This is a genomic window from Puniceispirillum sp. (SeqCode) (assembly GCF_965657105.1).
Classification (GTDB): Bacteria; Pseudomonadota; Alphaproteobacteria; order Puniceispirillales; family Puniceispirillaceae; genus Puniceispirillum.
On the sequence record NZ_CBFHNB010000015.1, the window covers coordinates 1 to 25,659 of the forward strand.

The 25,659-nt window shown below is 50.8% G+C and carries 20 protein-coding genes; 6 read left to right on the plus strand and 14 right to left on the minus strand.

The window, feature by feature from the left end:
* The 4 genes from guaA to ACTF7Q_RS03570 all read right to left on the minus strand — a co-directional run.
* A partial coding sequence (gene guaA, locus ACTF7Q_RS03555) for a glutamine-hydrolyzing GMP synthase (protein WP_438996476.1) occupies window positions 1-699 on the minus strand: 699 nt, incomplete at its 3' end.
* A gap of 171 nt (window positions 700-870) precedes the next feature.
* Window positions 871-2,217 carry an RsmB/NOP family class I SAM-dependent RNA methyltransferase gene (locus ACTF7Q_RS03560; RefSeq protein WP_438996477.1) on the minus strand — a complete coding sequence of 449 codons (1,347 nt, stop codon included), beginning with the start codon at window positions 2,215-2,217 and terminating at the stop codon, window positions 871-873.
* 110 nt (window positions 2,218-2,327) lie between these two features.
* Window positions 2,328-3,797 (minus strand): IMP dehydrogenase, encoded by a 1,470-nt coding sequence (guaB, locus tag ACTF7Q_RS03565; protein WP_438996478.1) that lies wholly within the window; start codon window positions 3,795-3,797, stop codon window positions 2,328-2,330.
* 147 nt (window positions 3,798-3,944) lie between these two features.
* Window positions 3,945-4,727 (minus strand): RlmE family RNA methyltransferase, encoded by a 783-nt coding sequence (locus tag ACTF7Q_RS03570; protein ID WP_438996479.1) that lies wholly within the window; start codon window positions 4,725-4,727, stop codon window positions 3,945-3,947.
* 185 nt (window positions 4,728-4,912) lie between these two features.
* On the opposite strand from ACTF7Q_RS03570, the gene ACTF7Q_RS03575 reads away from it, so the two are divergent.
* The 5 genes from ACTF7Q_RS03575 (at window position 4,913) to ACTF7Q_RS03595 (ending at window position 11,930) form a co-directional block, all read left to right on the plus strand.
* A complete protein-coding gene (locus ACTF7Q_RS03575; RefSeq protein WP_438996480.1) occupies window positions 4,913-6,307 on the plus strand; it encodes an MATE family efflux transporter in 1,395 nt (464 codons plus the stop codon).
* 64 nt (window positions 6,308-6,371) lie between these two features.
* Window positions 6,372-9,329 (plus strand): bifunctional [glutamine synthetase] adenylyltransferase/[glutamine synthetase]-adenylyl-L-tyrosine phosphorylase, encoded by a 2,958-nt coding sequence (locus tag ACTF7Q_RS03580; RefSeq protein ID WP_438996481.1) that lies wholly within the window; start codon window positions 6,372-6,374, stop codon window positions 9,327-9,329.
* A gap of 253 nt (window positions 9,330-9,582) precedes the next feature.
* The gene (locus tag ACTF7Q_RS03585; RefSeq protein WP_438996482.1) at window positions 9,583-10,875 is read left to right on the plus strand and encodes an MFS transporter; all 1,293 of its coding nucleotides are present in this window, start codon (window positions 9,583-9,585) and stop codon (window positions 10,873-10,875) included.
* 183 nt (window positions 10,876-11,058) lie between these two features.
* The gene (locus ACTF7Q_RS03590; protein WP_438996483.1) at window positions 11,059-11,595 is read left to right on the plus strand and encodes a thermonuclease family protein; all 537 of its coding nucleotides are present in this window, start codon (window positions 11,059-11,061) and stop codon (window positions 11,593-11,595) included.
* Window positions 11,596-11,723: 128 nt separating this feature from the next.
* Complete coding sequence (locus tag ACTF7Q_RS03595) at window positions 11,724-11,930, plus strand: hypothetical protein (RefSeq protein WP_013047346.1); 207 nt, start codon at window positions 11,724-11,726, stop codon at window positions 11,928-11,930.
* 53 nt (window positions 11,931-11,983) lie between these two features.
* On the opposite strand, the gene ACTF7Q_RS03600 is transcribed toward ACTF7Q_RS03595, so the two are convergent.
* From ACTF7Q_RS03600 to ACTF7Q_RS03610, 3 genes are all read right to left on the minus strand, one after another.
* Window positions 11,984-12,403 (minus strand): DUF1489 family protein, encoded by a 420-nt coding sequence (locus ACTF7Q_RS03600; RefSeq protein WP_438996484.1) that lies wholly within the window; start codon window positions 12,401-12,403, stop codon window positions 11,984-11,986.
* 43 nt (window positions 12,404-12,446) lie between these two features.
* Complete coding sequence (gene mgtE / locus ACTF7Q_RS03605; RefSeq protein ID WP_438996485.1) at window positions 12,447-13,847, minus strand: magnesium transporter; 1,401 nt, start codon at window positions 13,845-13,847, stop codon at window positions 12,447-12,449.
* A gap of 208 nt (window positions 13,848-14,055) precedes the next feature.
* Complete coding sequence (locus tag ACTF7Q_RS03610; RefSeq protein ID WP_438996486.1) at window positions 14,056-15,531, minus strand: helix-turn-helix domain-containing protein; 1,476 nt, start codon at window positions 15,529-15,531, stop codon at window positions 14,056-14,058.
* A gap of 216 nt (window positions 15,532-15,747) precedes the next feature.
* Between ACTF7Q_RS03610 and aceA the strand changes: the two genes are divergently transcribed.
* The gene (gene aceA, locus ACTF7Q_RS03615; protein WP_438996487.1) at window positions 15,748-17,052 is read left to right on the plus strand and encodes an isocitrate lyase; all 1,305 of its coding nucleotides are present in this window, start codon (window positions 15,748-15,750) and stop codon (window positions 17,050-17,052) included.
* Between the two features lie 125 nt (window positions 17,053-17,177).
* Here the strand turns inward: aceA and ACTF7Q_RS03620 are convergent, their stop codons facing one another.
* The 7 genes from ACTF7Q_RS03620 to ACTF7Q_RS03650 all read right to left on the minus strand — a co-directional run bounded on the left by ACTF7Q_RS03620 (window position 17,178) and on the right by ACTF7Q_RS03650 (window position 25,485).
* A complete protein-coding gene (locus tag ACTF7Q_RS03620; RefSeq protein WP_438996488.1) occupies window positions 17,178-18,530 on the minus strand; it encodes a glycerate kinase type-2 family protein in 1,353 nt (450 codons plus the stop codon).
* The gene (locus ACTF7Q_RS03625) at window positions 18,496-19,473 is read right to left on the minus strand and encodes a 2-hydroxyacid dehydrogenase (RefSeq protein ID WP_438996489.1); all 978 of its coding nucleotides are present in this window, start codon (window positions 19,471-19,473) and stop codon (window positions 18,496-18,498) included. The genes ACTF7Q_RS03620 and ACTF7Q_RS03625 overlap by 35 nt, the downstream gene beginning before the upstream one ends.
* A 188-nt stretch (window positions 19,474-19,661) precedes the next feature.
* Window positions 19,662-20,450 carry a hypothetical protein gene (locus ACTF7Q_RS03630; protein WP_438996490.1) on the minus strand — a complete coding sequence of 263 codons (789 nt, stop codon included), beginning with the start codon at window positions 20,448-20,450 and terminating at the stop codon, window positions 19,662-19,664.
* 219 nt (window positions 20,451-20,669) lie between these two features.
* Window positions 20,670-21,800 (minus strand): BMP family ABC transporter substrate-binding protein, encoded by a 1,131-nt coding sequence (locus tag ACTF7Q_RS03635; protein ID WP_438996491.1) that lies wholly within the window; start codon window positions 21,798-21,800, stop codon window positions 20,670-20,672.
* A gap of 33 nt (window positions 21,801-21,833) precedes the next feature.
* Complete coding sequence (locus ACTF7Q_RS03640) at window positions 21,834-22,745, minus strand: ABC transporter permease (protein WP_438996492.1); 912 nt, start codon at window positions 22,743-22,745, stop codon at window positions 21,834-21,836.
* Window positions 22,745-23,860 carry an ABC transporter permease gene (locus ACTF7Q_RS03645; RefSeq protein WP_438996493.1) on the minus strand — a complete coding sequence of 372 codons (1,116 nt, stop codon included), beginning with the start codon at window positions 23,858-23,860 and terminating at the stop codon, window positions 22,745-22,747. Before ACTF7Q_RS03645 ends, ACTF7Q_RS03640 begins: the two co-directional genes overlap by 1 nt.
* Window positions 23,857-25,485 carry an ABC transporter ATP-binding protein gene (locus tag ACTF7Q_RS03650; protein WP_438996494.1) on the minus strand — a complete coding sequence of 543 codons (1,629 nt, stop codon included), beginning with the start codon at window positions 25,483-25,485 and terminating at the stop codon, window positions 23,857-23,859. The genes ACTF7Q_RS03645 and ACTF7Q_RS03650 overlap by 4 nt, the downstream gene beginning before the upstream one ends.
* Window positions 25,486-25,659 lie beyond the last annotated feature (174 nt).

Below are 25,659 nucleotides of genomic sequence, written 5' to 3' on the forward strand. Positions count from 1 at the left end.
CGTGACTGAGGAATCAACCCCGCCTGACAGGCCGCAAATCACCTTGCCGTCACCAACCTGCTTGCGGATCGCTTCTATCGCACGCGCACGATAGGCCGCCATCGACCAGCTTCCCGAACAACCACAGATATCCAACGCAAAGCGGCCAAGTAATTTGTCACCATCCTTGGTATGCACCACTTCGGGATGGAACTGGACGCCGTAATAATGCCGGCTTTCATCAGCCACCGCGGCAAAAGGCGCACCATCAGATTTACCCACCACGCGAAACCCATCAGGCAAAGCGGCGACATGATCGCCATGACTCATCCAGACCGTATGCGCGGTGTCTTGCGCCCAGAACCCGTCAAACAAGGCGCACTCTTCGGTCACATCAAGCTCGGCACGACCAAATTCACGGCTGGTGCCAGGTTCGACACGCCCACCTAGCTGCTGGCACATTGTCTGCTGGCCATAACAGATGCCCAGCACGGGTATCTGCAGATCAAAGACAATCTGCGGGGCACGCGGCGTATCGGCCATAGCCACCGAATTGGGCCCACCTGACAGAATGATGCCATTCGGTGCGGCGTTTTTGATATTTTCAGGATCCGTCGTGCATGGCAGAATTTCGGTATAGACGCCGGCCTCACGAAGCCTTCGTGCGATCAGCTGTGTTACCTGCGATCCAAAATCGATAATCAGGATTGTATCTGTCATATTATGCCCTTTATATCTTGCTTAGTGCCTGCCTAGTTGGTGCGTTAGATCACCGTAAACGCGCCTGAATAATCGCGATAAAGAACCCGTCTGTATTATCGCGGCCCCCAATCATCTTAGCCGCGCCTGAATGATTGCGATAAGAACCCGTTTGTATTATCGCGGCCCCAATCATCTTAGCCGCGCCTGAATGATTGCGATAAAGAACCCGTCTGTATTATCGCGGCGCGGCAAAAGTCGCAACATGCCGCTGGCATTCAATGTGGCAGTCTGCGGACAGGTGCCCCCCTTCAAACGCCCAATCGTATCATCCCAGATATCGCCAATATCGGCCATTTCAAGCTCAGGCGCATCGGCAAGAAAGGTGGTGATCTGCGCTTCACATTCGCTAGCCAGCAAGGAACAGGTGATATAAATAATACGCCCCCCTGGCAACACCATCGCGCGCGCCTTTTCCAGCAACCCTTGCTGCGCCGCCTGATAACGCGCCAGAATATCGGGGGTCAGTCGCCATCTGGCATCAACCTGCCGTCGCCATGTGCCAGATCCCGAACAAGGCGCATCGATCACCACACGATCAAATTTGGCACGCCATTTTCGCGTACCCCATTTATCATCAACCGCTTTACGTTCGACATTATGGATGCCCGCACGCCGTAATCGTTCGCCGCTTCGTTCCAGCCGTTCGGCACTGCTATCAATGGCCAGAACCCGCCCCTTATTCTGCATGCGCGCGGCCATGACCAGCGATTTACCGCCAGCACCAGCGCACACATCGGCCACCTGCATCCCCGGCCTTGCATCACACAGCAAAGCGGCAATTTGCGAGCCTTCATCCTGAATATCAAACTGGCCTTTTTTCCATTCTTGCAATTCGTCGGTGCGCGTACGTTTAGCCAGCCTGACGCCCCAAGGTGACAGGCTGGTCGCATAGCATTTGATGCCGCGCCCTGCCAAACGGTCACGCAGCAAGCGGCGATCATCCAGCTTAATCGGATTGATCCGCAAATCGGTTGGCGCTTCGTCAAGCAAAGCGGCAAGCTCGGCCTCGACGCTTTGTTTATCGTCAATGACCCGGCTGATAGCTATGCGGGCATCTTCCAGCAGAAATTCTGGCCATTCAAGCGCCACATGAACTGGCATTTTAGCATCATCAAATGTCCGCTTTGCCAAATTGGTGGCCATGACTAGCTCATTATCATTCAAGGCTGGCGGGGCATGCGTTATCGCGTCAGTGAAAAGATGTGTCAGGTTTTCATACTGTTGATCGATCATAACTAGCGCCGCAATCACCTGGTTACGCGGCGATATGTCAGCGGCAATAGCATCCAGATGCCAGCCAATACGCGCTCTGGCGCGCTGTATCTGCCAGAATAATGCCGAAATGGCAGCACGATCCCCCGAACCAGCATAGCGCCGACGCTGCATGCCCGCACGCAAGCCCTGTCCGGCAAGCTGACCATCGGGCATATCCTGTAAAATTTCAATAACGGCGGCAATGCGCGCGGCTGGCGTCATAGTAATCCTCTTAAACCTTCTATTAGGCAAACGTCACATAAACAAAGCCGAAAATGAGACAAAGTCAAAAATGGTGAACCACGTCTGATGCGTTACATACGTTACATACGTTACATACCCGGCCGGTAATTTGGCGCTTCACGGGTAATGGTCACATCATGGACATGCGATTCTGCCAGTCCGGCTCCGGTAATCCGCAGAAAGTTTGCATGCGTTTGTAAATCAGCAATACTTGCATTGCCTGTATAACCCATCGCCGCGCGTAATCCACCCAACAATTGATGCAGGACATTTTCGACCGCCCCTTTATAGGGCACCTGCCCCTCGATACCTTCTGGCACAAGCTTCAAAGGCTGGGTTATTTCGGCCTGAAAATAGCGATCAGCCGAGCCCCGTGCCATTGCGCCAGTTGATCCCATGCCGCGATAGGATTTATATGACCGCCCCTGATGCAGGTAGACTTCACCTGGGGTTTCATCAGTTCCTGCCAAAAGCGAGCCGATCATTGCCACATCGCCGCCCGCCGCAATCGCTTTGGCCAGATCACCCGAATATTTGATGCCGCCATCGGCAATCACCGGCACATCATTCGCATGACAGGCCTCGGCTGCATCCATGATCGCTGTCAGCTGCGGCACACCAACACCCGCGACCATCCGCGTTGTGCATATCGACCCTGGGCCAATGCCAACCTTAACCGCATCAGCACCTGCATCCATTAATGCCTTGGCGCCATCTGCAGTGGCAACATTGCCGCCGATCACCTGAACATGGTTAGCCAGCTTGCGCACCTTGGCCACGGTTTCCAGAACGCCCTGGGAATGACCATGCGCCGTATCAACGATAATCACATCTGCACCCGCATCCATCAACGCTTCGGCGCGCGCCATGCCATCAGCACCCGCGCCAGTGGCACCGGCAACCAGCAAACGCCCGCTTTGATCCTTTGAGGCCAGCGGGTGGTTTTGCGCTTTTTCCATATCCTTGACAGTAATCAGACCAATACAGGCACCGTCACCATTAACAACAAGAAGCTTTTCGATACGATGTTCATGCAGCAGTCGGCGCGCCTCGTCTGGCGCTGCCCCATCACGCACAGTCACAACGTCGCGCGTCATTAAATCTGCCACCTTCTGCTCAAGATCAGAGGCAAAGCGCACATCACGGTTGGTCAGGATGCCAACCAGCTTTTGCGGCACATTGCCAGGCTTTTCGACAACTGGAATACCGCTGATATTATGCGTGCGCATCATGTCCAGCGCATCGCCTAAAGTCTGCTCCGGCGTTATTGTCAGCGGATTGACAACCATGCCTGCTTCGAACTTCTTGACCTTGGCGATTTCAGCTGCCTGTTCTTCGATGGTGAAATTCTTATGCACAACACCAAGACCCCCTGCCTGGGCCATGGCAATCGCCAAGCGATGTTCGGTCACTGTATCCATTGCCGCCGAAATAAGCGGAATATTGAGGGTGATTTGCTTGGTCAGGCGGGTAACAAGCCCAACCTCAGCAGGCAACACAGCCGAATGCGCTGGTTGTAAAAGAACGTCGTCAAAAGTGAGAGCTTCGCGAATTTTCATGAGGTGCCTTCCGTCTATCCGGTGGCGACGAACTATAGCCAAACACACCATGAATTGATAGCCCTAAAAACAGCAAAAACAGGATATGCGGATTTTAAAAAATGACCTTAGACAATTTAATTCATTAAGATTTTCTGCATGTTTAATTTAAATACGTTCATCTTCATATGCTGGTGTATCTATTTCGTTTTCAGGCACTTGTTTCTGGCCATTGCCATGAAAGCCTGTCGCCAGCACATAGCTTTCAACCGACTCTGAACGGCTGGCGGTGGGCTTGACATGGCGCACGGTTTTGAAATTTTGCCGCATCAGATCAAGCACCGAACGTTCGGCTCCGCCACGGAAGCATTTGGCCAGAAAAAAACCGTCCTGTCGCAGAACGTCCAGCGCAAAGTCCAATGCCGTTTCCAGCAAAGCCGTAGTGCGCAGATGGTCAGTGGGCCGATGGCCAGTGGTATCAGCAGCCATATCACTCATCACCCCATCAGCGGCCCCGCCAACAGCCTGTTGCATTTGCGTCATCATCGCATCATCGGTCATGTCACCAACAAATATATCAGCATCGACGATATGTTCGGTATCCAGCAGATCAACACCAACAAGCTTGGCCTTGCTGATGCCCAATTTGGTGCGGATCGAGGCCACCTGAAGCCAGCCCCCGGGCGCACAGCCAAGATCAATGATGGCCATGCCGGGTTTGAGCAATTGATAGCGGTCATCAATCTGTTCCAGCTTGATCGCGGCACGCGACCGGTAGCCGCGCGACTTGGCTTCGGCAACATAAGGATCGTTAAGCTGGCGTGTCAGCCATCTTTGTGATGACACTTTTCGGCCGCGCATTTTTTTAGGCTGGCGAGTCAGGCCAGTTGCATTGCGGTAACTTCGGCCAGAAGGCCCCTTTTTGCCGGAATTATCACTTCCAGATTTCATATTTATCTATCTTCTCAATTTAGAGTCAGAATATAACCTGACCAACCCACCACAAAACATTAACATATTATTTGTCATGATTTTCAGCTATATTTCGGTTTATGGCAATCGATCCCGATTGGCCATATTGCCGGGCATTGCACGATCCGGCATATATTAGGCATATATATAGCCAAGGTTCCTGAATGTCATCATCTTCATCTCCAAAGCAATTAAGCTGGCGCGCCCATTATTGGCAAACCATCGCGCTGTCTTTGCCTTTGGTGATTGGTCAGCTTGCCTCTATCGGCATTGCCACCGCCGATGTCATCGCTATGGGCCAGATCAGCAGCCATGACCTGGCCTCTGGATCATTGGCAGCGCGCTTTTACCAACCTTTCTATTTCATGGGGCTGGGCATCACTTTGGCGACAGGGCCAATTGTAGCACAGGGGCTGGGCGGCAATGATCCACGGCTTGTGCGACGCGCTTTTCGTCAAGGCATGGTCATAGCGGTCATGCTGGCTTTAATTGCGATGCCCTTTGTCATGGTTGGCGATGTTGTTCTGGTCTGGCTTGGACAGGATCCGGTGATCTCGGCTCATGCCAAAGATTTTCTATTCTGGTCAGCAATCGGCCTGCCCTTCATGTTTCTGTTTTTTGTGCTTCGGCAATTTGTGAGTTCGCATAAAAAACCAATGCCACAGGTCATCGCCACAATCGGCGGCTTGCTGGCAAATATTCTGGGTAATCATATCTGCGTGTATGGTTATGGCCCCATTCCCCCGATGGGGCTTGGCGGCATCGCGCTTTCGACAACCATTGTATATGTGCTGATCTGCATCGGATTGCTGACCTATATCGGCATTACCGAACCCTATAAATCGTCAAAGCCATTTCAACGCCTATGGATCATGGATTGGGAGATCACCCGCCGTATCTTTGTCATTGGCATTCCGATTGGATGCACAATCGTTGCCGAAACCGGCATGTTTATCGCGGTTGTCTTTATCATCGGGCTTTACGGGCCGGTGCCGCTAGCGGCCTCGGCCATTGCCAATCAAATTGCGGCGGTTGCCTTTATGGTGCCGCTAGCCATTGGTCAGGCCAGTACAATCCGTGTTGGACATTTTGCCGGTGCCAATGACCGCCATAATATCAGCCGTGCAAGCTGGTCTGCTGTCTGGGTCGGGCTGGGGCTGACAAGCCTGATCATGATCTATCTGTTCGCGCAGTCGGAATTTCTGATTGATCTATTTCTGGCCGATGATGACCCGATGACGGCGGCGGTTGCCACCTTTGCCATTCCGATGATGATTATCACCGCATTATTCCAATGGGGGGATGGCACACAGGCAATCACCATATCGGCATTGCGCGGGCTTAATGATACGCGTGTGCCTGCCTATATCGCGATTGCTTGTTTCTGGTTTATTGGCGTCGGTATTGGGGCTGTTGGGGCATATGCGTTTGAGTTTGATCCGGTTGCGATATGGGGTTGTTTGCTGATCGGGCTTATGGTGGCCTCGGTGGCTTTGACCTATCGCCTCTATGTGGCCACAAGCCGGATCACCCGCGGTGGTCCCATTTTAAGCCGATAAATTCTTTTTTTTATTGTTGCGGTAATCCATTGGGTCTGAATGTTTTTGCGTTTATCATGCTTTTATGACAGACGCGCTTAGACATTTTGACCGTATATGTCGGGGTATCCCGATTGCCAATCCAGACAAGGCAGAACTCATATCGTCAGTGGCTGCCGAATTTGCGCCCTATCTTGCTCATATTGGTAATGCTGGTGATGCAGAAAACCTATCGGCGTCTGACCTAGCTCATATATTCACCCATGCGCCACATCTTCTGTTACTGGCACGCCGCTTTGCCGATGATATTGGCACTATTCTGCGTGGGGATTCGGCGAGAATTATCGATATGGCACATGATCGATTCCGGCACGACATGCGGAACATCAAAGATGACGCCCAGGCCATGCAGTCTATCCGCCAGTTTCGTGGCCGTGTTTCATTCGCCGCCGCGCTGGGTGACATTGTTGGACAAACGCCAATGGATGCGCAATTTACATGGCTTAGCGATGCCGCCATATATGCTGTCAGGGAAACAGCGCATTTTCTAATGCGCCAGGCGGCTGAACGCGGGCTGGCAAAGCCGCCGCAAGACAATCTAGAAGGATGTGGATGGATCATTTTTGCAGTTGGCAAATTAGGGGCGGAAGAACTTAATTATTCATCTGATATTGATCTGATTATCCTGCATGATCCAGACGCAAATCCATTAAAAGATCCCAGCAAAGCCCAGTCATTTTATGTTGCCCAAACCCGGGCGCTGGTAAAATTACTATCGGCCGCCACTGTCGATGGCATTGGCTGGCGTGTTGATTTACGCTTGCGCCCCGATCCGGGTGCAACCGCCGTCAGCATCCAGATCGCCGCGGCGCTTGGTTATTATGAATCGATTGCGCGCACATGGGAACGTGCCGCCTTTATCCGTGCCCGCCCCATCGCTGGGGATATGGTGGCAGGGCAGAATTTTCTAGGCGAAATTCAGCCTTTCATATGGCGGCGATCGCTGGATTATACAGTCATGGATGATATGCGCACGATGTTGCGTCGGCCAGCAGACAGTGCCGCATGGACAGGATTTAATCTGAAAACAGGTCATGGCGGCATTCGTACGATAGAGTTTTTTACCCATGTCCTACAGCTGGTCTTTGGTGGTAGAGAGCCTGAAATCCGGCAACATCGGACTGCTGATGCTTTGCATATGCTAGCCAAAAAAGAGTGGATCACAGCGACACAGGCAGATCGTTTGGTGGCTTTATATAGCTTGCTTCGTCGGGCTGAACACAGGCTGCAAATGATCGCCGATCAGCAAACGCATAGCCTGCCGCGCGATGATGAAAGCCTGAACAATTTTGCCCGCTTCATGGGACATGAAGATACAAACAGCCTTTGCGACGGGCTGACGGCCATTCTAGCCGAGGTCAATGACATGACCGCACATGATCTGCTTGATGATATTCTGAGTGCAGGTCTGAATGACGCATCCAACCCCAATGATAACCCCAATGATAACCCCAAGGGTGATACTAAGGGTAATGACACAAAAACGATTGATATCTTTCTGGAAGATCAGGATCAGTTGATCAACTGGCTTGGTTCAATTGGTTTTGAACGTCCCAACGATGTCGCCGATGCTTTATCCGGCTGGATTGCTGGACGCATTCCGGCAACACGCGGTGAACGATCGCGGATGCTACTTGGGCGTCTGATGCCCGAATTATTGCGCCAGCTAGCCAAAGGCACCCAGCCTGACAATGCCTTTGCTGCGCTTGCCTATTTCATTGAGGGGTTACCAGCCAGTGTGCAGATTTTTTCTCTACTGGATTATAACCGGCATCTGGCACGGCTGTTATGCGACATTATTGTGTTATCGCCGCGCCTGACCCAGATTTTGAAACGCAATCCAATGCTGTTTGAGTTGCTGTTATATAAAGAATTTTTTGATCCCCTGCCCGATGCCCAGAGCATTGCCGATCACATGCGTACGATCATTACCGGAATGGATGTCGAAAACGCACTTGATAACATCAAACGACATACGCGTGAATTGCGCTTTCGTGCCGAATTGCAAGCCATCAGCCTGAGCAGTGATCGATCCGCACTGGAACGGTCGCTAAGCGCGATTGCCGAAGCAACCACCCAGATTGTGCTGGAACTTGCGCGGGCTGATATGGAACGCCGGCATGGCAAAATCCCGGGACTATGCGGCATTATTGCCCTTGGCCGCTTGGGTATAGCCCAGCTGACAGCCACATCTGATCTGGATATATTATTCGTCTATGACGCGCCAGATGCGGCCAAATCCGATGCTAGCCGCAGCCTTGACGCCGCCAGCTATTACATTCGCCTGACCCAGACCTTTATAAGCTGGATGACAACGCAAAGTGCCGAAGGTGCGCTATATGAGGTTGATTTCCGGCTTCGCCCTGAAGGTTCGGCAGGTGCTATCGCAACCCCGCTTGACCGTTTATCACATTATATCGACACCGATATATGGCTTTGGGAAAAGCTGGCGCTGACCAAGGCACGATTTGTGGCTGGCGACAAGGCGCTATCGGCCCCAGCCATGAAGATCATCTGCGATGCTATCAATCAGGCACATGATCATGATGCTGTCATGTCCAGTATTGCCAATATGCAAAAGCGCATGGAAGCTGGTCGAAAAGACGCCTCAAAATGGCAGTTGCGTTTACAGGCCGGCGGTCTTGGCGATCTTGACTTGCTGATCCAAGGTCTGCGGCTTATCTATGGCAACCATTTTACCGATAGTGGACAAGCGCCTGCTGATATTCTGGCCAGTCTGGCAGCTTCAGGTCTGATCGATAATAATGATGCCCAGATGCTGGCTGATGCGCATATGGTGATGAGTAATGCGCAACATGCGCTACGCCTGTCGATACAATCAGCCCAGACGGTTAATGACGACCTCCCCCCTGCTTTGGGGCAATTTCTATCTAGCTGGTTAGATACCCCTGATATCCATCAGCTGACGATCAAGCTTGATGAGATGCGGGCATCGGTGCGCGCGATCATGACCCGTCTTTAACCTATGCTTGCACCCAAACATGGCTGTCAGGTGCATTTTGTTAAAACTTTTTTTTGTTTTTGCATTTTTGTCTCTTAATCGACATATCAGCACCGAAATCAGAACAGACTTAGGGTGTTTTACGGACGTAAGAGAAAGGCTAAATCTACCTCGCTCGCGGGATTGGTTTTCTTCGTAACATTTTATATTTGACGTGCGCCAATTTAGGTGAAATCTAAAACGGTAACGTCGCAACCCAAGTGAAAGATCTGCTATGTTCCGATCTATCGCCGCGTCATGGACTTTGTTTTTTGGCCTGCTTCTGATTATGGCAGGTAACGGGCTTCAGGTCGTGCTGTTGGGAACGCGAGCAAGCGAGGCGGCGTTTAGCAATATCGCCACTGGTTTTGTCATGGCCGGCTATTATGTTGGCATCTTCATCGGCTCAATTCTGGTGCCGCGGATTCTGGCTAATGTAGGTCATGTGCGCGTTTTTGGTGCCATGTCAGCCATTGCGTCATCAGCGATTCTGATCCATGCCGCTTTCGTTGATCCCGTTTTATGGGCAGTTATGCGCCTGCTTACAGGTTTCAGCTTTGCCGGCATGTATATTGTCTGCGAAAGCTGGCTTAACGACAAAGCGACCAATGAAACACGCGGTCAGCTATTATCGATCTATATGATCATCACTATGGGCGGCATGAGCCTTGGTCAGGTGATGATTTCATTTGGTGAAGATGGCGGCTATGGTTTGTTTTTGCTGGCGTCGGTCATGGTCTCGATGGCGGTTGTACCAATCTTGATTACGGTTGGTAAGGCTCCCGAATTTGACACGCCCGAACGGCTGGGCTTTCGGCGTCTATATCAGATTTCGCCATTGGCAGTGATTGGCATGGGACTGACTGGTGCAGCCACTGCTATGATCTTTGGTATGGGTCCCATCTATGGCCGCAGCATCGGCATGACCAACACCGAAGTTGGCTATTTCATGGCGGCGGTCACATTGGGTACTTTGATTTTGCAATATCCGGTTGGTCGGATATCGGATCGTTTTGACCGCCGGATTGTTATTCTTGGCGTGGCTATTGTGTCGGGTCTGAGTGTGTTGATTGCCACCTGGCTCGATGCCAATAATCTGGCCTTGTTATTGATATGTATGTTGATTTTTGGCGGTACGAATTTTCCGCTTTATTCGCTTTGTATCGCGCATGCTAATGACTATCTGTCACCGCGACAGATGGTGGCGATGGCGTCTGGTCTGATTATGATTAATGGTGCTGGTGCGGTTATCGGTGCGCCTATTGCCGCCATGTTTATTGAATATCTGGGCACCATCAGCTTTATGCCCGCAATTGCCGCCTCACAATTCCTGCTGGCGCTATTCGTTCTGGTGCGTATGCGAAGCCGTTCAGCGGTTCCTGCCGCCGCACAGGGGCCGTATGTGGCCATGCCTGACTCATCTAGTGGTGTCGCCACCAGCCTGAATCCGGAGTCCGAATGGGTGACGACTGATGATGACGGATTTACCGATGATGACCCCTTGAAAGATAATCCTTATATTAACTAGAACCTATATTAATAAAGCCTATATCAACAAAGTCGCTAGTGAAGCGGCGTTCACATCTGATTTCTATATTACTCTTTATCGGGCTTGATACGGGCGTTGGTCTAGCCCTGTATAAATAGTTTAAAAGTATTATATGCCTCAAAATCATTGGCGCGTAATGGTAAATGACATTAGTTTATCGTAATGAATAGATTTACCATAACAAACAGGTTATCCGGCTTTTGCGTATATGTACTGCTGGTCTGCGGTGCCGGATTATCAGTCACCCATACCAGCATGGCTACCGACGATCCCTTTGACATTAGTGGCACGGTAACTGTGACGCGCGTCAGCGATGGCGACTCCTTGCGCAGTGGTGCGTTACGCATTCGTTTATTTGGCATTGATGCCCCTGAGATCAAACAGATATGCCATTACGATTCGAGTATAAAATGGCCGTGCGGTGAAACCGCGCGTGACCGGTTGCGTACATTGGTAAAAACCGCCGCGCATCTGCAATGCAGACTCCGCGACACTGATCGCTATGGGCGGCTTGTCATGCAATGTTTTGCCAATGATAAAGACCTTGGCAGAACGCTGGTCGAAGAAGGCATGGCTGTCGCCTATGAACGTTATGCCACGGATTATATCGCGGTTCAGGCACAAGCACGCGACGCTGGCCGTGGTCTATGGGCTGGCACGTTCGATATGCCTGAAGACTGGCGCAAGACAAACCGATAAGCATGAAACATCTGGTCAATCATCACGATCTATCTTTTGTGATCTTGACCAGCACGCCAAATTCGGGTCATTGTGCATATGAATTTGTGAATAACTGCGAAAAACTGTTAATCGAATAGGGTAAAATAATGTCAGACGATGAACGTATCACCATCATCGCCGAAACTTTTGAAGCGGCAGCGCTTGAATTTCACCGGCGCAAATTGGCATCTCAGGGATTTCGTATGGCGGGGCCTATTTCAACCCAGCGCTTTGAATTGATGCGTGGTGCTGAACGCGAGCTTTTGTTTGATGGCCAACCGATGTTTGCGGTGACCTTTTCAAAAGAAGACTGACAGAGAGCGCGTCTGCGCGCTAGCCTATCCTTATATCAAGACAAGCTCACGCCCTATAGCAAGCCAAGCTCTCTTAGTTCGGCGACCATGGCTGTGGGCATTTCCTCGCCATCCTCCTCGCTCACCAGCACATCATGTGGCGCATCCTGTGCCTCAAGATAGCGCCAACCCTGAAAAATACGCATCCGCGTTGGCGCAACCTTGACCAGACCGGGGGCAAGGACAATGCCACATGCCGGACGGCCATCAGCGCGCGTCACCTCGCGCAGTTCGACGATTGATTGGCGCGCGCACATGACGCCCTTGATGATCCAGTAGATAGAGCCACCTGCCAGGATTTCGTCAGCGCGGCGGGGCCGGTTTCGGGTGACATGCATAAGCGGCATCTGCGCCGCTATCCGGCTATTCTGCCATTCCTGCAATGCCTCGAATGATTCAGAACCAACCGATAATTTTTTCAAATGCACAGGCATTACAGACGGACTTTCTCACACAAAGGGCCAGCGGCATAGCGACTTAAATAAGATAGAGCGCGGCAAGCCCAAGGAAAACAAAAAACCCAACAACATCCGTGATTGTGGTGATAAAAACACTAGAGGCCACTGCCGGATCGACACCCAAACGCAACAAACCCAGCGGCACAATCGTGCCACTTAGGCCAGCGACAATCAAATTGGCAAACATCGCTACCGCCATGACCATGGCAATATCTGCATCACCAAACCATATATAGGACAAACCCGACGCCATGCCGGCAAAAATAATGCCATTAAAAAACGAAACCAGTAGTTCGCGCCGCACAAAAGACCATGCCGCCAGATTATCAAGCTGGCGTAGCGCAATCGCACGCACAGCAACGGTAACAGTCTGGGTGCCAGCATTGCCCCCCATCGATGCCACGATGGGCATTAGTACGGCAAGCGCAACAAGCTGTTCAATGGTCGCATCAAACAAACCAATGACCATCGACGCAATGACCGCCGTGATCAGATTAATCGTCAGCCAGCCTGTCCGCCCCTGCATTGTTTCACGCAGACTAGAACGTAGACTGGCATCACCAACACCCGCGAGTGCCATCAAATCTTCTTCGGCTTCTTCGTCAATCACATCAATCACATCATCAATAGTGACCATGCCGACAAGACGGTTATCTTCATCAACTACACCAGCGCTGACCATACCATAATGGCGGAATAACGATGCCACTTCTTCCTGATCCATAGTGACCGGAATAAGCCGAAAATCAGCATCCATAATTTCCGACATACGACGTGGACGCTGGGTGCATAATAATGTGCTTAACCGCACCTCACCCAATACATGGCGGGTCGGATCAATAACGAAGATAAGATAGAAATCCCCCACATCATGTTCTTCATTTCGCAGAAAATCGATAGTCTGCCCCACCGTCCAGAATGATGGCACAGTTACCACTTCACGCTGCATCAGGCGACCGGCCGAATCTTCGGGGAATGACAGCCCCTCTTCAACCAGAATGCGGTCTTCAGCAGGTAAAGCCGCAAGCACATCGTTGCGCTCGTCTTGCTCAAGCTCTTCGACAATGTTCAGCGCATCATCTGTGGGCAGATCGGGCAGTTGCCGCGCCAGTGCCGCCATCCCCATCACATCGACAATTTCATCACGGGTTTGCTCATCAAGATGCGTAAGCGTTTCGGCATCCAGATCATCACCCAGCATGCGTACCAGCTTGGCAGCTACCTCCAAAGGTAACTTTTCGATCAGATCGGCTTGATCTGCCGGGTGCAAAGGCGCCATTAATGTCCGTGCGCGGCGCTTCTCATTATCCATGACCGCCTGATTGATCGCTGTCTCAACCTTTGGTGTCAGGCCATAAAGTGACGCGATACGACCAACAGCATCGTCCTTGCGTTCACTCATGTCCTGATTATTGACCATATTACCTGCCCATGTTCGCTTTTCTGTTCCAAATCAAGATGAACATACAGGCCGTGCCTTGGGTCACATCTTTTATGAAAACTCAATTCTGTGATACCAGACCTGACGATATTTGAAAACCACCGAGACCATGTCGTCTCCATTTCAACAAGCCAAAGCATCATCGGTAACATTATTACAAAACCAGAAAAATCTAATCTGGGTAATTTTATTTCACACCAATATCATACAGGCCAACCCGCCGCATATGCCCGTCAAACTTTAAATCATGGCCAATTGGAGGATGCGCGCGTTGACCACATTCCATGCGTTCACAAACCGCACAACCAACACCAATCGGTTCGTGACGCAGATTTTTGCCACTATCAAGATGATCGGCATAGACAAGATCACGCGCATGATGCATTTCGCATCCCAGCGCAATGGCAAATTCAGGTGCCGATTCATGCGGCGGTGTCCACAGGCTAGGTACGGTTCGCGCGATCGTGAAAAATTTCTGTCCTTGTGGCAATTCCACAGCCTGAAACAGCATTCGTTCCGGTGTACGAAAGGCCTTATGCACAGCCCATTTTGGGCAGGTACCGCCAAATTTGGCAAATTGCATACCACCAGCGGCAAGACGCTTGGATATATTGCCTGCATCATCGACGCGGATAAAGAAAAAGGGAACACCGCGGGCAGTCGGTGCGTTCAAGCTGGTCAGGCGATGGCATACCTGTTCAAAGCTACATCCAAAGCGTCGCCCTAGCAGGTCAATGTCATAACGCAGTGATTTGGCTGATTCCAGAAACGGCGTATAAGGCATCATCACCGCGGCGGCAAAATAGCCAGCCAGCGTGACGCGGAATAAAGACTGGCTTTGCGGTTCCGGAAATTCATAGTGATCGCACATCTGTTGAAAAAGCTCCTGCTGGGTCAGCAAGGCAATTTGCACCAGTAAATGGAACTGACGCTGAGGCCGACGCAAAGCTTCGCTAAGCATAATTTCACGGCGATGCAAATCATAGCGGCGCAACTGCGACCCCATAATCTCGGCTGGCATGATCCGGACCCGAAGCTTCATGGTCTTTTCGACATAATCGACAAGCTGGGCATATATTCGGTCTGTATGCGATGACATGGCATTGGGTGATGGTTTGCCTTTTGCCCATTCAGCCAAACCCGCTATGTCCAGCAAATCAGTCGCGGCTTGCTCGACGCTGGCAAAATAATTATTTTCACTTTGCAGAACATCGCGTACCAATTCAATCGGATTGCTTAATCTGGCTTCACGCCCAGCAACATGATCCGAAGATTGAAGCTCGTCTCGCACTTTACGATAGGCATGGAAAAGCTTTATGACCGAACGTGCCGCACCCGGGGCGGCCGAGATAAGATCCTGTAATTCGCGGCGCGATACCGCTTCACCAGTGAATAGCGGATCGGCAAATATTTCGCTCATATCGGCAATCAGTGACTGGCTGTCATCCTCGGCAAAGGATTTAAGATCAATGTCAAAACTGTTACCAAGCTTGAGCAGCAAGGTCACCGTCAAAGGCCGTTGGTTATGTTCCAGCAAATTTAGATATGACGGGCTGATGTCAAGCGCCTCGGACATGGCGGTTTGCGACAATCCGATGGACTGCCGAAAGCGGCGTAACTTATGACCAACCAGAATTTTTTCCTGCATGTTCTGCCCTCGCATTCCCGTGCCCACCGATCAAGATAATACTGTAACAAGTTAATTTGTAAATTGAAATTGTAAATATTTTACATTTTTCAAATTTGCACTTTTTTCCTCGCATAACACACAGCTTCAGGCTAATAGATGTTAATAAATTAAGTCTTCCTAGACGCAAAATAGTGACCGCTTTAAAGCGTCATATTTATTAAACCGCAAATAAGGTCAAAGGAATATATCATGAGCGCGCGCACCGAATTTGAAACGCATACCAAAACTGACGCTGGTCGATTTGACGGCATCAAACGCGATTACAGTCTGGCAGATGTGAAAAAACTGTCGGGTTCGGTTCAGCCAGAACATACGCTGGCACGTAATGGCGCGAACAAGCTATGGCAGCTTTTGCATACTGAAGATTACGTTCATTCACTTGGCGCGCTATCCGGCAATCAGGCGATGCAGATGGTGCGCGCTGGGCTGAAAGCGATTTATCTGTCCGGATGGCAGGTTGCGGCTGACGCGAATACGGCTGGTGCCATGTATCCTGACCAGTCACTCTATCCCGCCAATTCAGGCCCTGAACTAGCCCGCAAGATCAACCGCACATTACAGCGGGCTGACCAAATTCAGACACTGGAAAATAATGATGACAATATTGACTGGTTTGCCCCGATTGTTGCCGATGCCGAAGCTGGCTTTGGTGGCGCCCTTAATGCGTTTGAGCTGACCCGTAGCTATATCGAAGCTGGTGCCGCCGGCGTGCATTTTGAGGATCAGCTTGCGTCCGAAAAGAAATGCGGTCACATGGGCGGTAAGGTTCTGATCCCCGTACAACAGCATATCGCCAATCTGAATGCGGCACGTCTGGCCGCTGATACGGCTGGGGTGCCAACTTTGATTGTCGCCCGAACTGACGCCGAAAGCGCCAAACTGATCACCTCAGATATTGATGAACGCGATCATCAGTTCCTGACCGGTGAGCGTACCGAAGAAGGCTTTTTCTGTCTTGATCCGAAAGATGCTTTTGAGCGTTGTGTGGTGCGCGGCCTTGCCTTTGCCGAATATGCCGATCTGATCTGGATGGAAACATCAACACCTAATATTGAACAGGCACGCCGCTTTGCTGATGCCATCCATGCCAAATTCCCGAATAAAATGCTGGCCTATAATTGTTCGCCAAGCTTTAACTGGTCTGCAAATCTATCGACTGAGGACATTGCCCGTTTCCAGCGTGAAATTGGCGCGATGGGTTATAAATATCAATTCATCACCTTGGCTGGTTTCCATTCCATGAATTTCGCCATGTATGAACTTGCGCGCGATTATCGTGACCGGGGTATGGCCGCCTATAGTGAATTACAGAATGCCGAATTCGATGCCGAGGTGAATGGCTATACCGCCACCCGCCATCAGCGCGAAGTTGGTGCTGGCTGGTTTGATGCGATTTCTGTGGCTGTCAAAGGTGGCCAGTCTGCAACCACCGCGCTTAATGATTCGACCGAAGAAGCTCAATTTACAGGCGACCAGGAAAAGGCTGCCGAATAGCTTCCCTCAGGAACGGTATCTGGCCTGCGCTTGGGGGAGTGCAGGTCATACCATTGCCGACCTGAAGCCTGAGGCCGGATAGGTTTTTGCTTTCCTATCCGGCCTCCCTTTACTGAACTCACTATTTATCGTGAAAACAGAATGATCGCCAGATCACCTAGGTTGGTGCCAGTCCCGCCAGTCATAACAAGCTGGCCAGATGCTTGCAAAAACGGATAGCAATCATGCGCGGCTAAGGCGGCTCTGGCCTTTGTGATATCCAGCGCATCGTCGCTTGTCAAAAGCGCACCTGCCGCGTCACATGGGCCATCTCGGCCATCAGTGCCGCCAACAAACACTGCCCATTCTGATGGCGCTGTTGTCCTATCTGCCGCCAAGGCGATCGCCGTGGTAAGAGCCACTTCCTGTGCCCGCCCCCCAACACCTGACGAAGCGTCTAATGTGACCGTTGTTTCGCCGCCCACAATGATTCCATAGTGACCAGGTTTGCTAACAGACTTTATACAGGCAGCAAGCCGTTCACCCATGACGCTGGCATCGCCATCAAGGTCGGGTGCATCGATAATCTCTATATCACCTGCCTGTTCAATCAAGCGACGGCTGGCTAAACGGCATATCGTATTACTAGCCAGAATGTCGGTCTGTACATTGTCAAAAACCGGGTCATCTGCCCCTAGCGGTGCCTGTACCTTGCCGCTGCGTAGCGCATCCAGATGGGCGGGGACAAATGCCAACCGATCTAATCCATGCGCATGCACCAGTCCAATCGCCGCATCAAGTGACGTTGGTTCGGGTGCGGCGACACCGCTGGCAATTGACTCAAGCCGATCACCAGGCACATCGGACAATAAAAACTGGCTTATGCGGGCAGGCATCGCCAATGCCGCCAGCCGCCCACCTTTCAAGCGTGAGAATAGCCGCCGGATTACATTCATGTCATGAATATCAAGGCCACTTGCCAATAAGGCTTCATTCAATGCCATTTTATCAGCCAGCGAAATACCTGGTGCTGGCGCGGGTAGCAAAGCTGAACCCCCGCCACTTATCAGCAACAGCAAATGATCATCGGCGGTCAGTGAATCAGCCAGCTTTTCGACCGCATCACTGGCGCGAAGCCCCCGTATATCAGGCACCGGATGCGCACTGGCATATACGTCAAATCCCTGCATCTCTTGATAATTTTCATCATTCGTTACAATAATGCCAGGTGCCAAACAGCCAGCCTGACGCGCGGCATCAGCCATCGCACAGGCCGCTTTGCCAATCGCAATGATTGCCGTAGGCGCGGGTGTTCCCGCATCCGCTTGCTGTAAAATCCGGGCAACCGCATCGCGCGTGACTGGTTCGGGGCGTCCCGCATCAATGCCGGCGTGAAACGCCGCAATCAGCTGATCACGATACTGACCAGCTCTATGCCCATGAACTATCCCATTAGCAGACATATTAGCAGACAGGATCAACCAACGGCTCTGACGCAAAGAAGGCGCGTAGATTATCAACCACCTTCAGCCCCATAGCGGTTCGTGTTTCCAAAGTTGCCGAGCCCAGATGCGGCAGCAACACTGTATGAGGCGCTGCCAGAATATCAGGGTTGATATTTGGTTCACCCTGAAACACATCAAGACCAGCACCGCCGATAGATCCCGTATTCAGCGCTTTTACAAGCGCGCTTTCGTCAATCACGTCACCGCGGGCCGTATTGATAATAACCGCATCAGATGGCATCGCATCAAAGGCGGCCGCATTCATTATTTCGAATGTGTCGGGACTAGCGGCACAATGCAGGCTAACAAAATCTGCCGCGGCACATACATCAACAACCGACGCCATTTGAATTGCCCCAATATCAGCACAATCATCAACCTTTGACCGGTTGTAAAAAACCACTTTCATGCCAAAACCCAGCGCACAACGACGCGCCACGGCCTTGCCGATACGTCCCATGCCGATAATGCCCAGCGTTTTACCACTTAATTGTCGTCCCATCAGATGCGTTGGCCGCCAGCCAGCCCAGTTACCACCACGCAATTCGCGTTCGCCTTCACCAGCGCGGCGCGCCAGCATTAACATCAACGTCATCGTGATATCGGCAGTAGCATCCGTCAGCACGCCTGGCGTGTTACTGACCGGAATCGACGCCGCCTTGCACGCTTCGATATCAATATGATTGACGCCAACACCATAATTGGCGACAAATTTGCCTTTGCCTGCCGCTCCAGCCGTGATGATGTCAGCCGTGATCGAGTCTGATACGGTTGGCGCCAGCGCGTCATGACTGGCAAAACCATCAGCGATTTGCTGTGTCGTCAGCGGCACATCTTCACTGTTGAATGTTGGGGTGAAATATTTAGACAAAGCTGCCTCGGCATCTGCCGGCCAGCGTCTTGTCACGAAAATCGTTGGTTTTGTAATATCGCTCATAGCTTACTATGCGATATTGTATGCTCATATTCAAAGTTTTTTCCGCGCTTGCTCCCTAAACAAAAGATAGCGTCTTAATCGTAATCCAGCGCATGAATAACCCCCACATGATAAAAGCGCGGCATCACTGACACCGCGCTTTATGATTATGCCTATCGGCCTGTATGACGATTATGGTCTTGGGTTTCTTAACCTTCTTCGCCTATTTCGGAAACTCCATCTGCTGGGCGATCCGGGTCTTGATCATCGCCTTCAAGTTCATCCATTGTGGCTTGAACTTCATCACAAACAGCACCGCCACCGCCATTTACACAATCTTCGTAACTATTAAATTTCATCAATGCGTCCAAGCCACCTTCAATGCCACCAATCGCGGCAATCTCGGCATTGATATCGTCAAGCAATTCGCCTTCTAGCGATTCTTCAAGATAGGCGTTCATATCGGCAAGCTGCTGGGTATCCAGGCCGCCAAGGCTATCACTGATCGCCTGAATATTAGCCAAATCGATACCTGTTTCATTGGCAACTTGCTTGAGATCGTCCAGAGTGGCTTTATCAAGCGCGTCTAGCCCACCATCGGCGATGACTTTGGCAAGGTCCACATCAGCTTCATCACCAAGATCTTTGACCGCCTGAACGCTTTTCATCGTCAAACCTTCAACGCCGGAAATATTCTCGACAACCTTATCGCCTATAAGCTCAAGACGGTCATCATTACTCAAGGGTGCAAGCTCTTTAGTTGGTACAAAGGTGATCGTATCATCAACAACAACAAACACATTATTGCCAACAACACCGGCTGGCTTGTCGTCATCATTGGCATTTGCAATGATATTCTCCAGGTTTTCGGGACTAGCCCCAACATACATATTCCCATCAGGGCCTAGAACTTCACCTGACTTGAAAGTCAAAGCTTGTGCGCCAGCCGATAAAGTAACAGCGACGCCCATAAAAATAGCCATAATAATTTTGGTCATATCGACTCCTATTTAGATATTCGTTTCACCAGAAAGCAACACTCTCTGAATTAGAAAATCGTTATATAAGGCCGTTAACCATTCCCCCGCAGGCTGCTAACGCAGAGGTGGCACTCTCAAAAATATCAGCGTCTCAAGGTTGTAAAAATTGCAAAATTCAATGAAAAAGGCGCCATCTTGCGATGACGCCTTTCAGATCAGTTTACGAATCAGATGTTATCAGCCCGGAATTTTACCAAGCACACCTTCAAGATAATAGTTCATGCCCCACAGGCCACCATCATCAAGCGCTTCGCCCGCGCCAATGACTGTATTACCCTCATTATCCTTCAACGGGCCAGTAAAGATGTTCATGCCAGCTTTGATCTTATCCGCAGCGTCTTGGGCTTTGGCGGCAACATCGGCAGGCATATTTTCAAACGGTGTCAATACCAGATAATCATCAGCCATACCTTTCCAGGTATTACCTGCCCAATGATCAGGGCCTTCACCAGTTGACCATGAACCATCCATGAGTTGTTCGATCTTACTAACATAGTAAGGAGTCCAGTTATTAACAGAGCTAAATAGCTGAGCTTTTGGCGCAAACGCCTTCATGTCGCTTGACTGGCCAAACCCGAACACACCAGCCTTTTCAGCAGTCTGCAACATGGCTGGGCTATCTGTATGCTGTGCCAGAATATCGGCACCTTCGGCGATATGAACCTTGGCTGCATCAGCTTCCTTGACAGGGTCATACCAGCTACTGACCCAGATGATTGACATTTCAGCATTTGGATTGACTTCACGCAGACCCGCCGCAAAGGCGTTGATACCCTGAATAACTTCGGGAATCGGGAATGAAGCGATATAGCCAATACGATTGGATTTTGTCATCAGACCAGCCACGACACCTTGAACATAACGCCCTTCATAGAAACGGACGTTTCCGGTTGCCATATTCGTACTACGCTTATAGCCGGTAATATGCTCAAATTTCACATCTGGAAATTCCTTGGCAACCTTTAACGTGGGGTCCATATAGCCAAAGGATGTAGTGAAAATGATCTTGTTGCCCTGCTTTACCAACTCACGAATAACACGCGTTGCATCGGGGCCTTCTGGCACATTCTCGACATAGGATGTTTCTACCTTGTCACCGAAATAGGCTTCGACTTCCTGACGCGCGACTTCATGCGCATAGGTCCAGCCATGGTCACCCGGATTAGTAAGATAGACGAAACCAACCTTTAAACTGTCGGTCATGACCAGTTTTGCTTCTTCTTCTTTTTGTTTGCTCGTAAAAAGCGCGATAGCAATTACGGCCAGTAGTCCAATCCCTATCCACGTTATTAATTTGTTAGATTTCATTTTTTTCTCCTCTTTACTGGGGGTAAAGCATACCTATTTTCCAACGTGGAAAATCCGCCCCAAACATGCTGGCGAATTGGCCAGCGCAAATTCACGATTCCGCGAAATCAAAACCAGAACGACGATCGTTGAGATATAAGGCAACATGGCCAATATCTGTGACGGCGTTGTCCAACCACGTGCCTGACCAGCCAGTTGCATAATGGTAATACCGCCAAAAATCAGCGCCCCTACAAATACACGCCATGGCAACCAAGATGCAAATACGACAAGCGCCAAAGCAATCCAGCCGCGTCCTGCGGTCATGCCTTCGGCCCAATGCGGTGTCAGCACCAACGGTAGATAGGCACCGCCTAGCCCAGCCATCATGCCGCCAAACAACACAGCAATCAATCGCACAAACAACACCGGATAGCCAAGCGCATGCGCGCTATCATGATTGTCACCAACCGCACGAAGCACCAGACCTGCCCGTGTATACTTAAGAAACCAGGCGATTAGCGCAACCATGACAACGGCAAGATAGGCCATGATATCATGCTGGAATAATAACACGCCAAGCACCGGAATATCGGCCAGAACGGGTATCGGCAATTGCGGCAGACCATCGATCGCCTTGCCAACCAAGGAGGCACCAACAAGCCCTGACAGGCCAGTGCCAAAAATCGTCAAAGCCAGCCCGGTTGCCACCTGATTCGTCGCCAGACCGAGGACAAAAATCGCAAAAATAAAGGCTGTCAGTACGCCTGCCAGTCCGCCAGCGATGATCCCCATATAGGCGTTCCCCGTAACCATCACAGCGGCAAATGCCGACACCGCCCCCATCAGCATCATACCTTCAACACCCAGATTCAGAACCCCGCTTCGTTCGGCAATCAACTCGCCTGAGGCCGCAAACACAAGCGGCACCGACGTCAGCAATATAGTCAGGATCAACTGTTCCATTATGCCTCCTTATTCGCCGTATCAGCCTGCCCACCCAATATGGCTGGCCATCTTACCGCCACATGGAACCGGTTGAACGTCTCGCCAGCTAATAGCATGAACAGCAAAATCCCTTTGAACACGCCGGTCACGACTTTCGGCATGCCCAGCGCTATCTGTGCCGAATCACCGCCAAGTTCGGCAAGCGCCACAACCAAACCGGCAATAATAACCGCTAATGGATTGAGCCGTGCCAGAAACGCCACAATGATCGCGGTAAAGCCATAGCCAAATGAAATATTCGGCTGTAGCTGGCCAATATTCGCCGACACTTCAATCATGCCGGCCAGTCCAGCCGTCGCGCCTGAAACTCCCAGTACGGCGATGGTTGTCATAGCTGGGCTGAAACCAGCAAATATCCCTGCACGCGGGGCATCCCCCATAACCTTAACCTGAAACCCTGCCAATGTCCGCGACAGCACAAACCATGCGGCCACCGATAATAGCAATGCTCCAAACACGCCCCAATGAAGCTGGCCAAGCGTGCCGATACCCGGAATTTTCACAAGGCTAATCAGCGCCGCATCTTCATACATTTTGGTCAACGGAAAACCGAATGACATCGGATCACGCCACGGACCACGAACCAGCCAGTCAATGAATAACGCTCCGACATAGGTCAACATCAAAGACACCAAAATTTCATTGGTGTTAAAGCGCACTTTCAACAGCGCCGGAATCATCGCCCATAAAAGCCCGCCAATCATCGCAGCTATAATCATCGCGGGCAGCATCAGATAGGCTGACAAATCAGGAAATGTCAGCGCCACCCAGCCGGAAAACACCGCCCCTAATATCAACTGTCCTTCGGCACCGATATTCCAGACATTGGCGCGATAACAGAATATCAGACCACAAGCGATCACAATCAACGGACAGGCTTTGACAAACAAATCGGCTATCTGGTCAGGCCGCGACACGGGGGCGACAAAAAACTGATATAAAGCCGCACTTGGGTTGTAACCCAGAAGCGCAAAAATAACCGCACCAATGACCAGCGTCATGGCAATCGCAAGCACTGGTATAGCCAGCGTCATAGCCACAGAGATTGATTTACGAGGCGTCAACGTAATCATGACGCACTCCTTTTCCCTGATTTCGGGTTCCCTGACTTCGGGTTACCTGACTTCGGGGAGGCTCGCTTTGACGCTGATTTAGATTTTGCAGATTCTATGGCCGTATCCTGCATACCGCCCATCAGCAAACCAACATCTTCGGCAGTCATATCACCTGCATCCACGGCGGTAGAGAGCATACCATCATGAAGCACGCTGATTTTGTGCGAAATGGCAAAAATTTCTTCCAGATCCTGCGATAGCATAATCACTGCCGAACCGGCAGCAGCCAGATCAAGCATCGCTTTACGAATGAATATGGCCGCCCCAACATCAACGCCCCAGGTCGGTTGCGACACAATCAAAACCTGTGGTGCCTTAATAATTTCACGGCCAACAACAAATTTCTGTAAATTGCCACCCGATAGCGATGACGCCATTGGATCATCTTCGGGGGTGCGCACGTCAAAAGAACCAATGATCTGGGCGGCACGACGTTGCAAAAAGCTGAAATCGATCATATTCCGGTCAATGGCACCATCCAGTGAATGCGCGGTCAGCAAGGTGTTTTCCGATAATGTCATGCCTGTAACCGCCGCATGTCCATTACGTTCTTCCGGCACGAAACCAAGACCGGCAAGTCGGCGCTGGGCAGGGCCTAGCTGGGTGATGTCATGATCTTCGATTTTGATGATATTGCGCTCACGCGGACACCATTCCCCCATCAGACTCGCCATCAATTCATCTTGTCCATTTCCGGCAATGCCCGCAATACCCAGAATTTCTCCACTTATGGCGGCCATCGAAACATCACGAAGTGTGGTGGCAAACTGGCTATGTTTGGGACGATTTAGACCCTCGACAGTGAAAATGACCTTGCCCTTTGGGTTGTTTTTTTGGCGGGTCACATTCTGAACCTTAGCTCCCACCATCATTTCGGCAAGCTGGCGACTGGATTTCGACTTTGTGTCAACCGAACCGACATTCTGCCCACGCCGTAATACCGTTGCGCGTGATGTCAGCGCCTTGATCTCGTCCAACTTGTGCGAAATGAACAGAACCGCCATGCCATTATCACGAAACCGGCGCAATACGGTAAATAGCTGGTCAGTTTCCTGCGGCGTCAGCACCGACGTTGGCTCATCCATAATCAGCAAGGACGGATCCTGCAAAAGACAGCGCATGATTTCAACACGCTGCTGCTCACCAACGGATAAATTATGGATTCGGGCATAGGGATCAACGCTGATGCCATACTCCTTGGAAATCTGGCGCACACGATTGGCCAAATCATCGCTATGCTCACCTACAGGTAAAGCCAGCTGTATATTCTCAACAACTGTCAACGCGGCAAATAGCGAAAAATGCTGGAACACCATGCCAATACCCATGTCACGGGCATGTTGCGGGCCATTGATCGTTACAGGCTGACCACGCCATGAAATACGGCCAGCATCAGGCTGCATCAGCCCATAAATCATTTTCACAAAGGTAGATTTGCCAGCACCATTTTCACCCAGCAAGGCGTGGATTTCACCAGCACGAATGGTAAAATCAACATCTTCATTCGCTGTAAAATCACCAAATCTCTTGGTCACCTTTTCAGCTTCAAGCAACACAGAACCCATGTCCGTTTCGGTCGTCATATTCAAGGTGACTCAACCCCATTAAAGGTGCGTTTGATTTTCGCAGAAAAATGAAAAACAGTCGTTAAATTAATGTCATCGGAGGTAAAAAGTAAAGGATATATGCAAGCAATTACCCCCTCAAAACAATAAACCGGCCTCATCATTGATGAAGCCGGCATTATTCATTTTTCG

Bases quoted from the DNA above. Each gene is read 5' to 3' on its own strand.
- ACTF7Q_RS03610 (WP_438996486.1), bottom strand. From the start codon at position 15,531: ATGCGAGGGCAGAACATGCAGGAAAAAATTCTGGTTGGTCATAAGTTA.
- ACTF7Q_RS03585 (WP_438996482.1), top strand. From the start codon at position 9,583: ATGTTCCGATCTATCGCCGCGTCATGGACTTTGTTTTTTGGCCTGCTT.
- ACTF7Q_RS03560 (WP_438996477.1), bottom strand. From the start codon at position 2,217: ATGACGCCAGCCGCGCGCATTGCCGCCGTTATTGAAATTTTACAGGAT.
- ACTF7Q_RS03600 (WP_438996484.1), bottom strand. From the start codon at position 12,403: ATGCCTGTGCATTTGAAAAAATTATCGGTTGGTTCTGAATCATTCGAG.
- ACTF7Q_RS03635 (WP_438996491.1), bottom strand. From the start codon at position 21,800: ATGAAATCTAACAAATTAATAACGTGGATAGGGATTGGACTACTGGCC.
- ACTF7Q_RS03625 (WP_438996489.1), bottom strand. From the start codon at position 19,473: ATGAGCGATATTACAAAACCAACGATTTTCGTGACAAGACGCTGGCCG.
- ACTF7Q_RS03640 (WP_438996492.1), bottom strand. From the start codon at position 22,745: ATGGAACAGTTGATCCTGACTATATTGCTGACGTCGGTGCCGCTTGTG.
- ACTF7Q_RS03580 (WP_438996481.1), top strand. From the start codon at position 6,372: ATGACAGACGCGCTTAGACATTTTGACCGTATATGTCGGGGTATCCCG.
- aceA (WP_438996487.1), top strand. From the start codon at position 15,748: ATGAGCGCGCGCACCGAATTTGAAACGCATACCAAAACTGACGCTGGT.
- mgtE (WP_438996485.1), bottom strand. From the start codon at position 13,847: ATGGTCAATAATCAGGACATGAGTGAACGCAAGGACGATGCTGTTGGT.
- ACTF7Q_RS03630 (WP_438996490.1), bottom strand. From the start codon at position 20,450: ATGACCAAAATTATTATGGCTATTTTTATGGGCGTCGCTGTTACTTTA.
- ACTF7Q_RS03570 (WP_438996479.1), bottom strand. From the start codon at position 4,727: ATGAAATCTGGAAGTGATAATTCCGGCAAAAAGGGGCCTTCTGGCCGA.
- ACTF7Q_RS03575 (WP_438996480.1), top strand. From the start codon at position 4,913: ATGTCATCATCTTCATCTCCAAAGCAATTAAGCTGGCGCGCCCATTAT.
- ACTF7Q_RS03645 (WP_438996493.1), bottom strand. From the start codon at position 23,860: ATGATTACGTTGACGCCTCGTAAATCAATCTCTGTGGCTATGACGCTG.
- guaB (WP_438996478.1), bottom strand. From the start codon at position 3,797: ATGAAAATTCGCGAAGCTCTCACTTTTGACGACGTTCTTTTACAACCA.
- ACTF7Q_RS03595 (WP_013047346.1), top strand. From the start codon at position 11,724: ATGTCAGACGATGAACGTATCACCATCATCGCCGAAACTTTTGAAGCG.
- ACTF7Q_RS03590 (WP_438996483.1), top strand. From the start codon at position 11,059: ATGAATAGATTTACCATAACAAACAGGTTATCCGGCTTTTGCGTATAT.
- ACTF7Q_RS03650 (WP_438996494.1), bottom strand. From the start codon at position 25,485: ATGACGACCGAAACGGACATGGGTTCTGTGTTGCTTGAAGCTGAAAAG.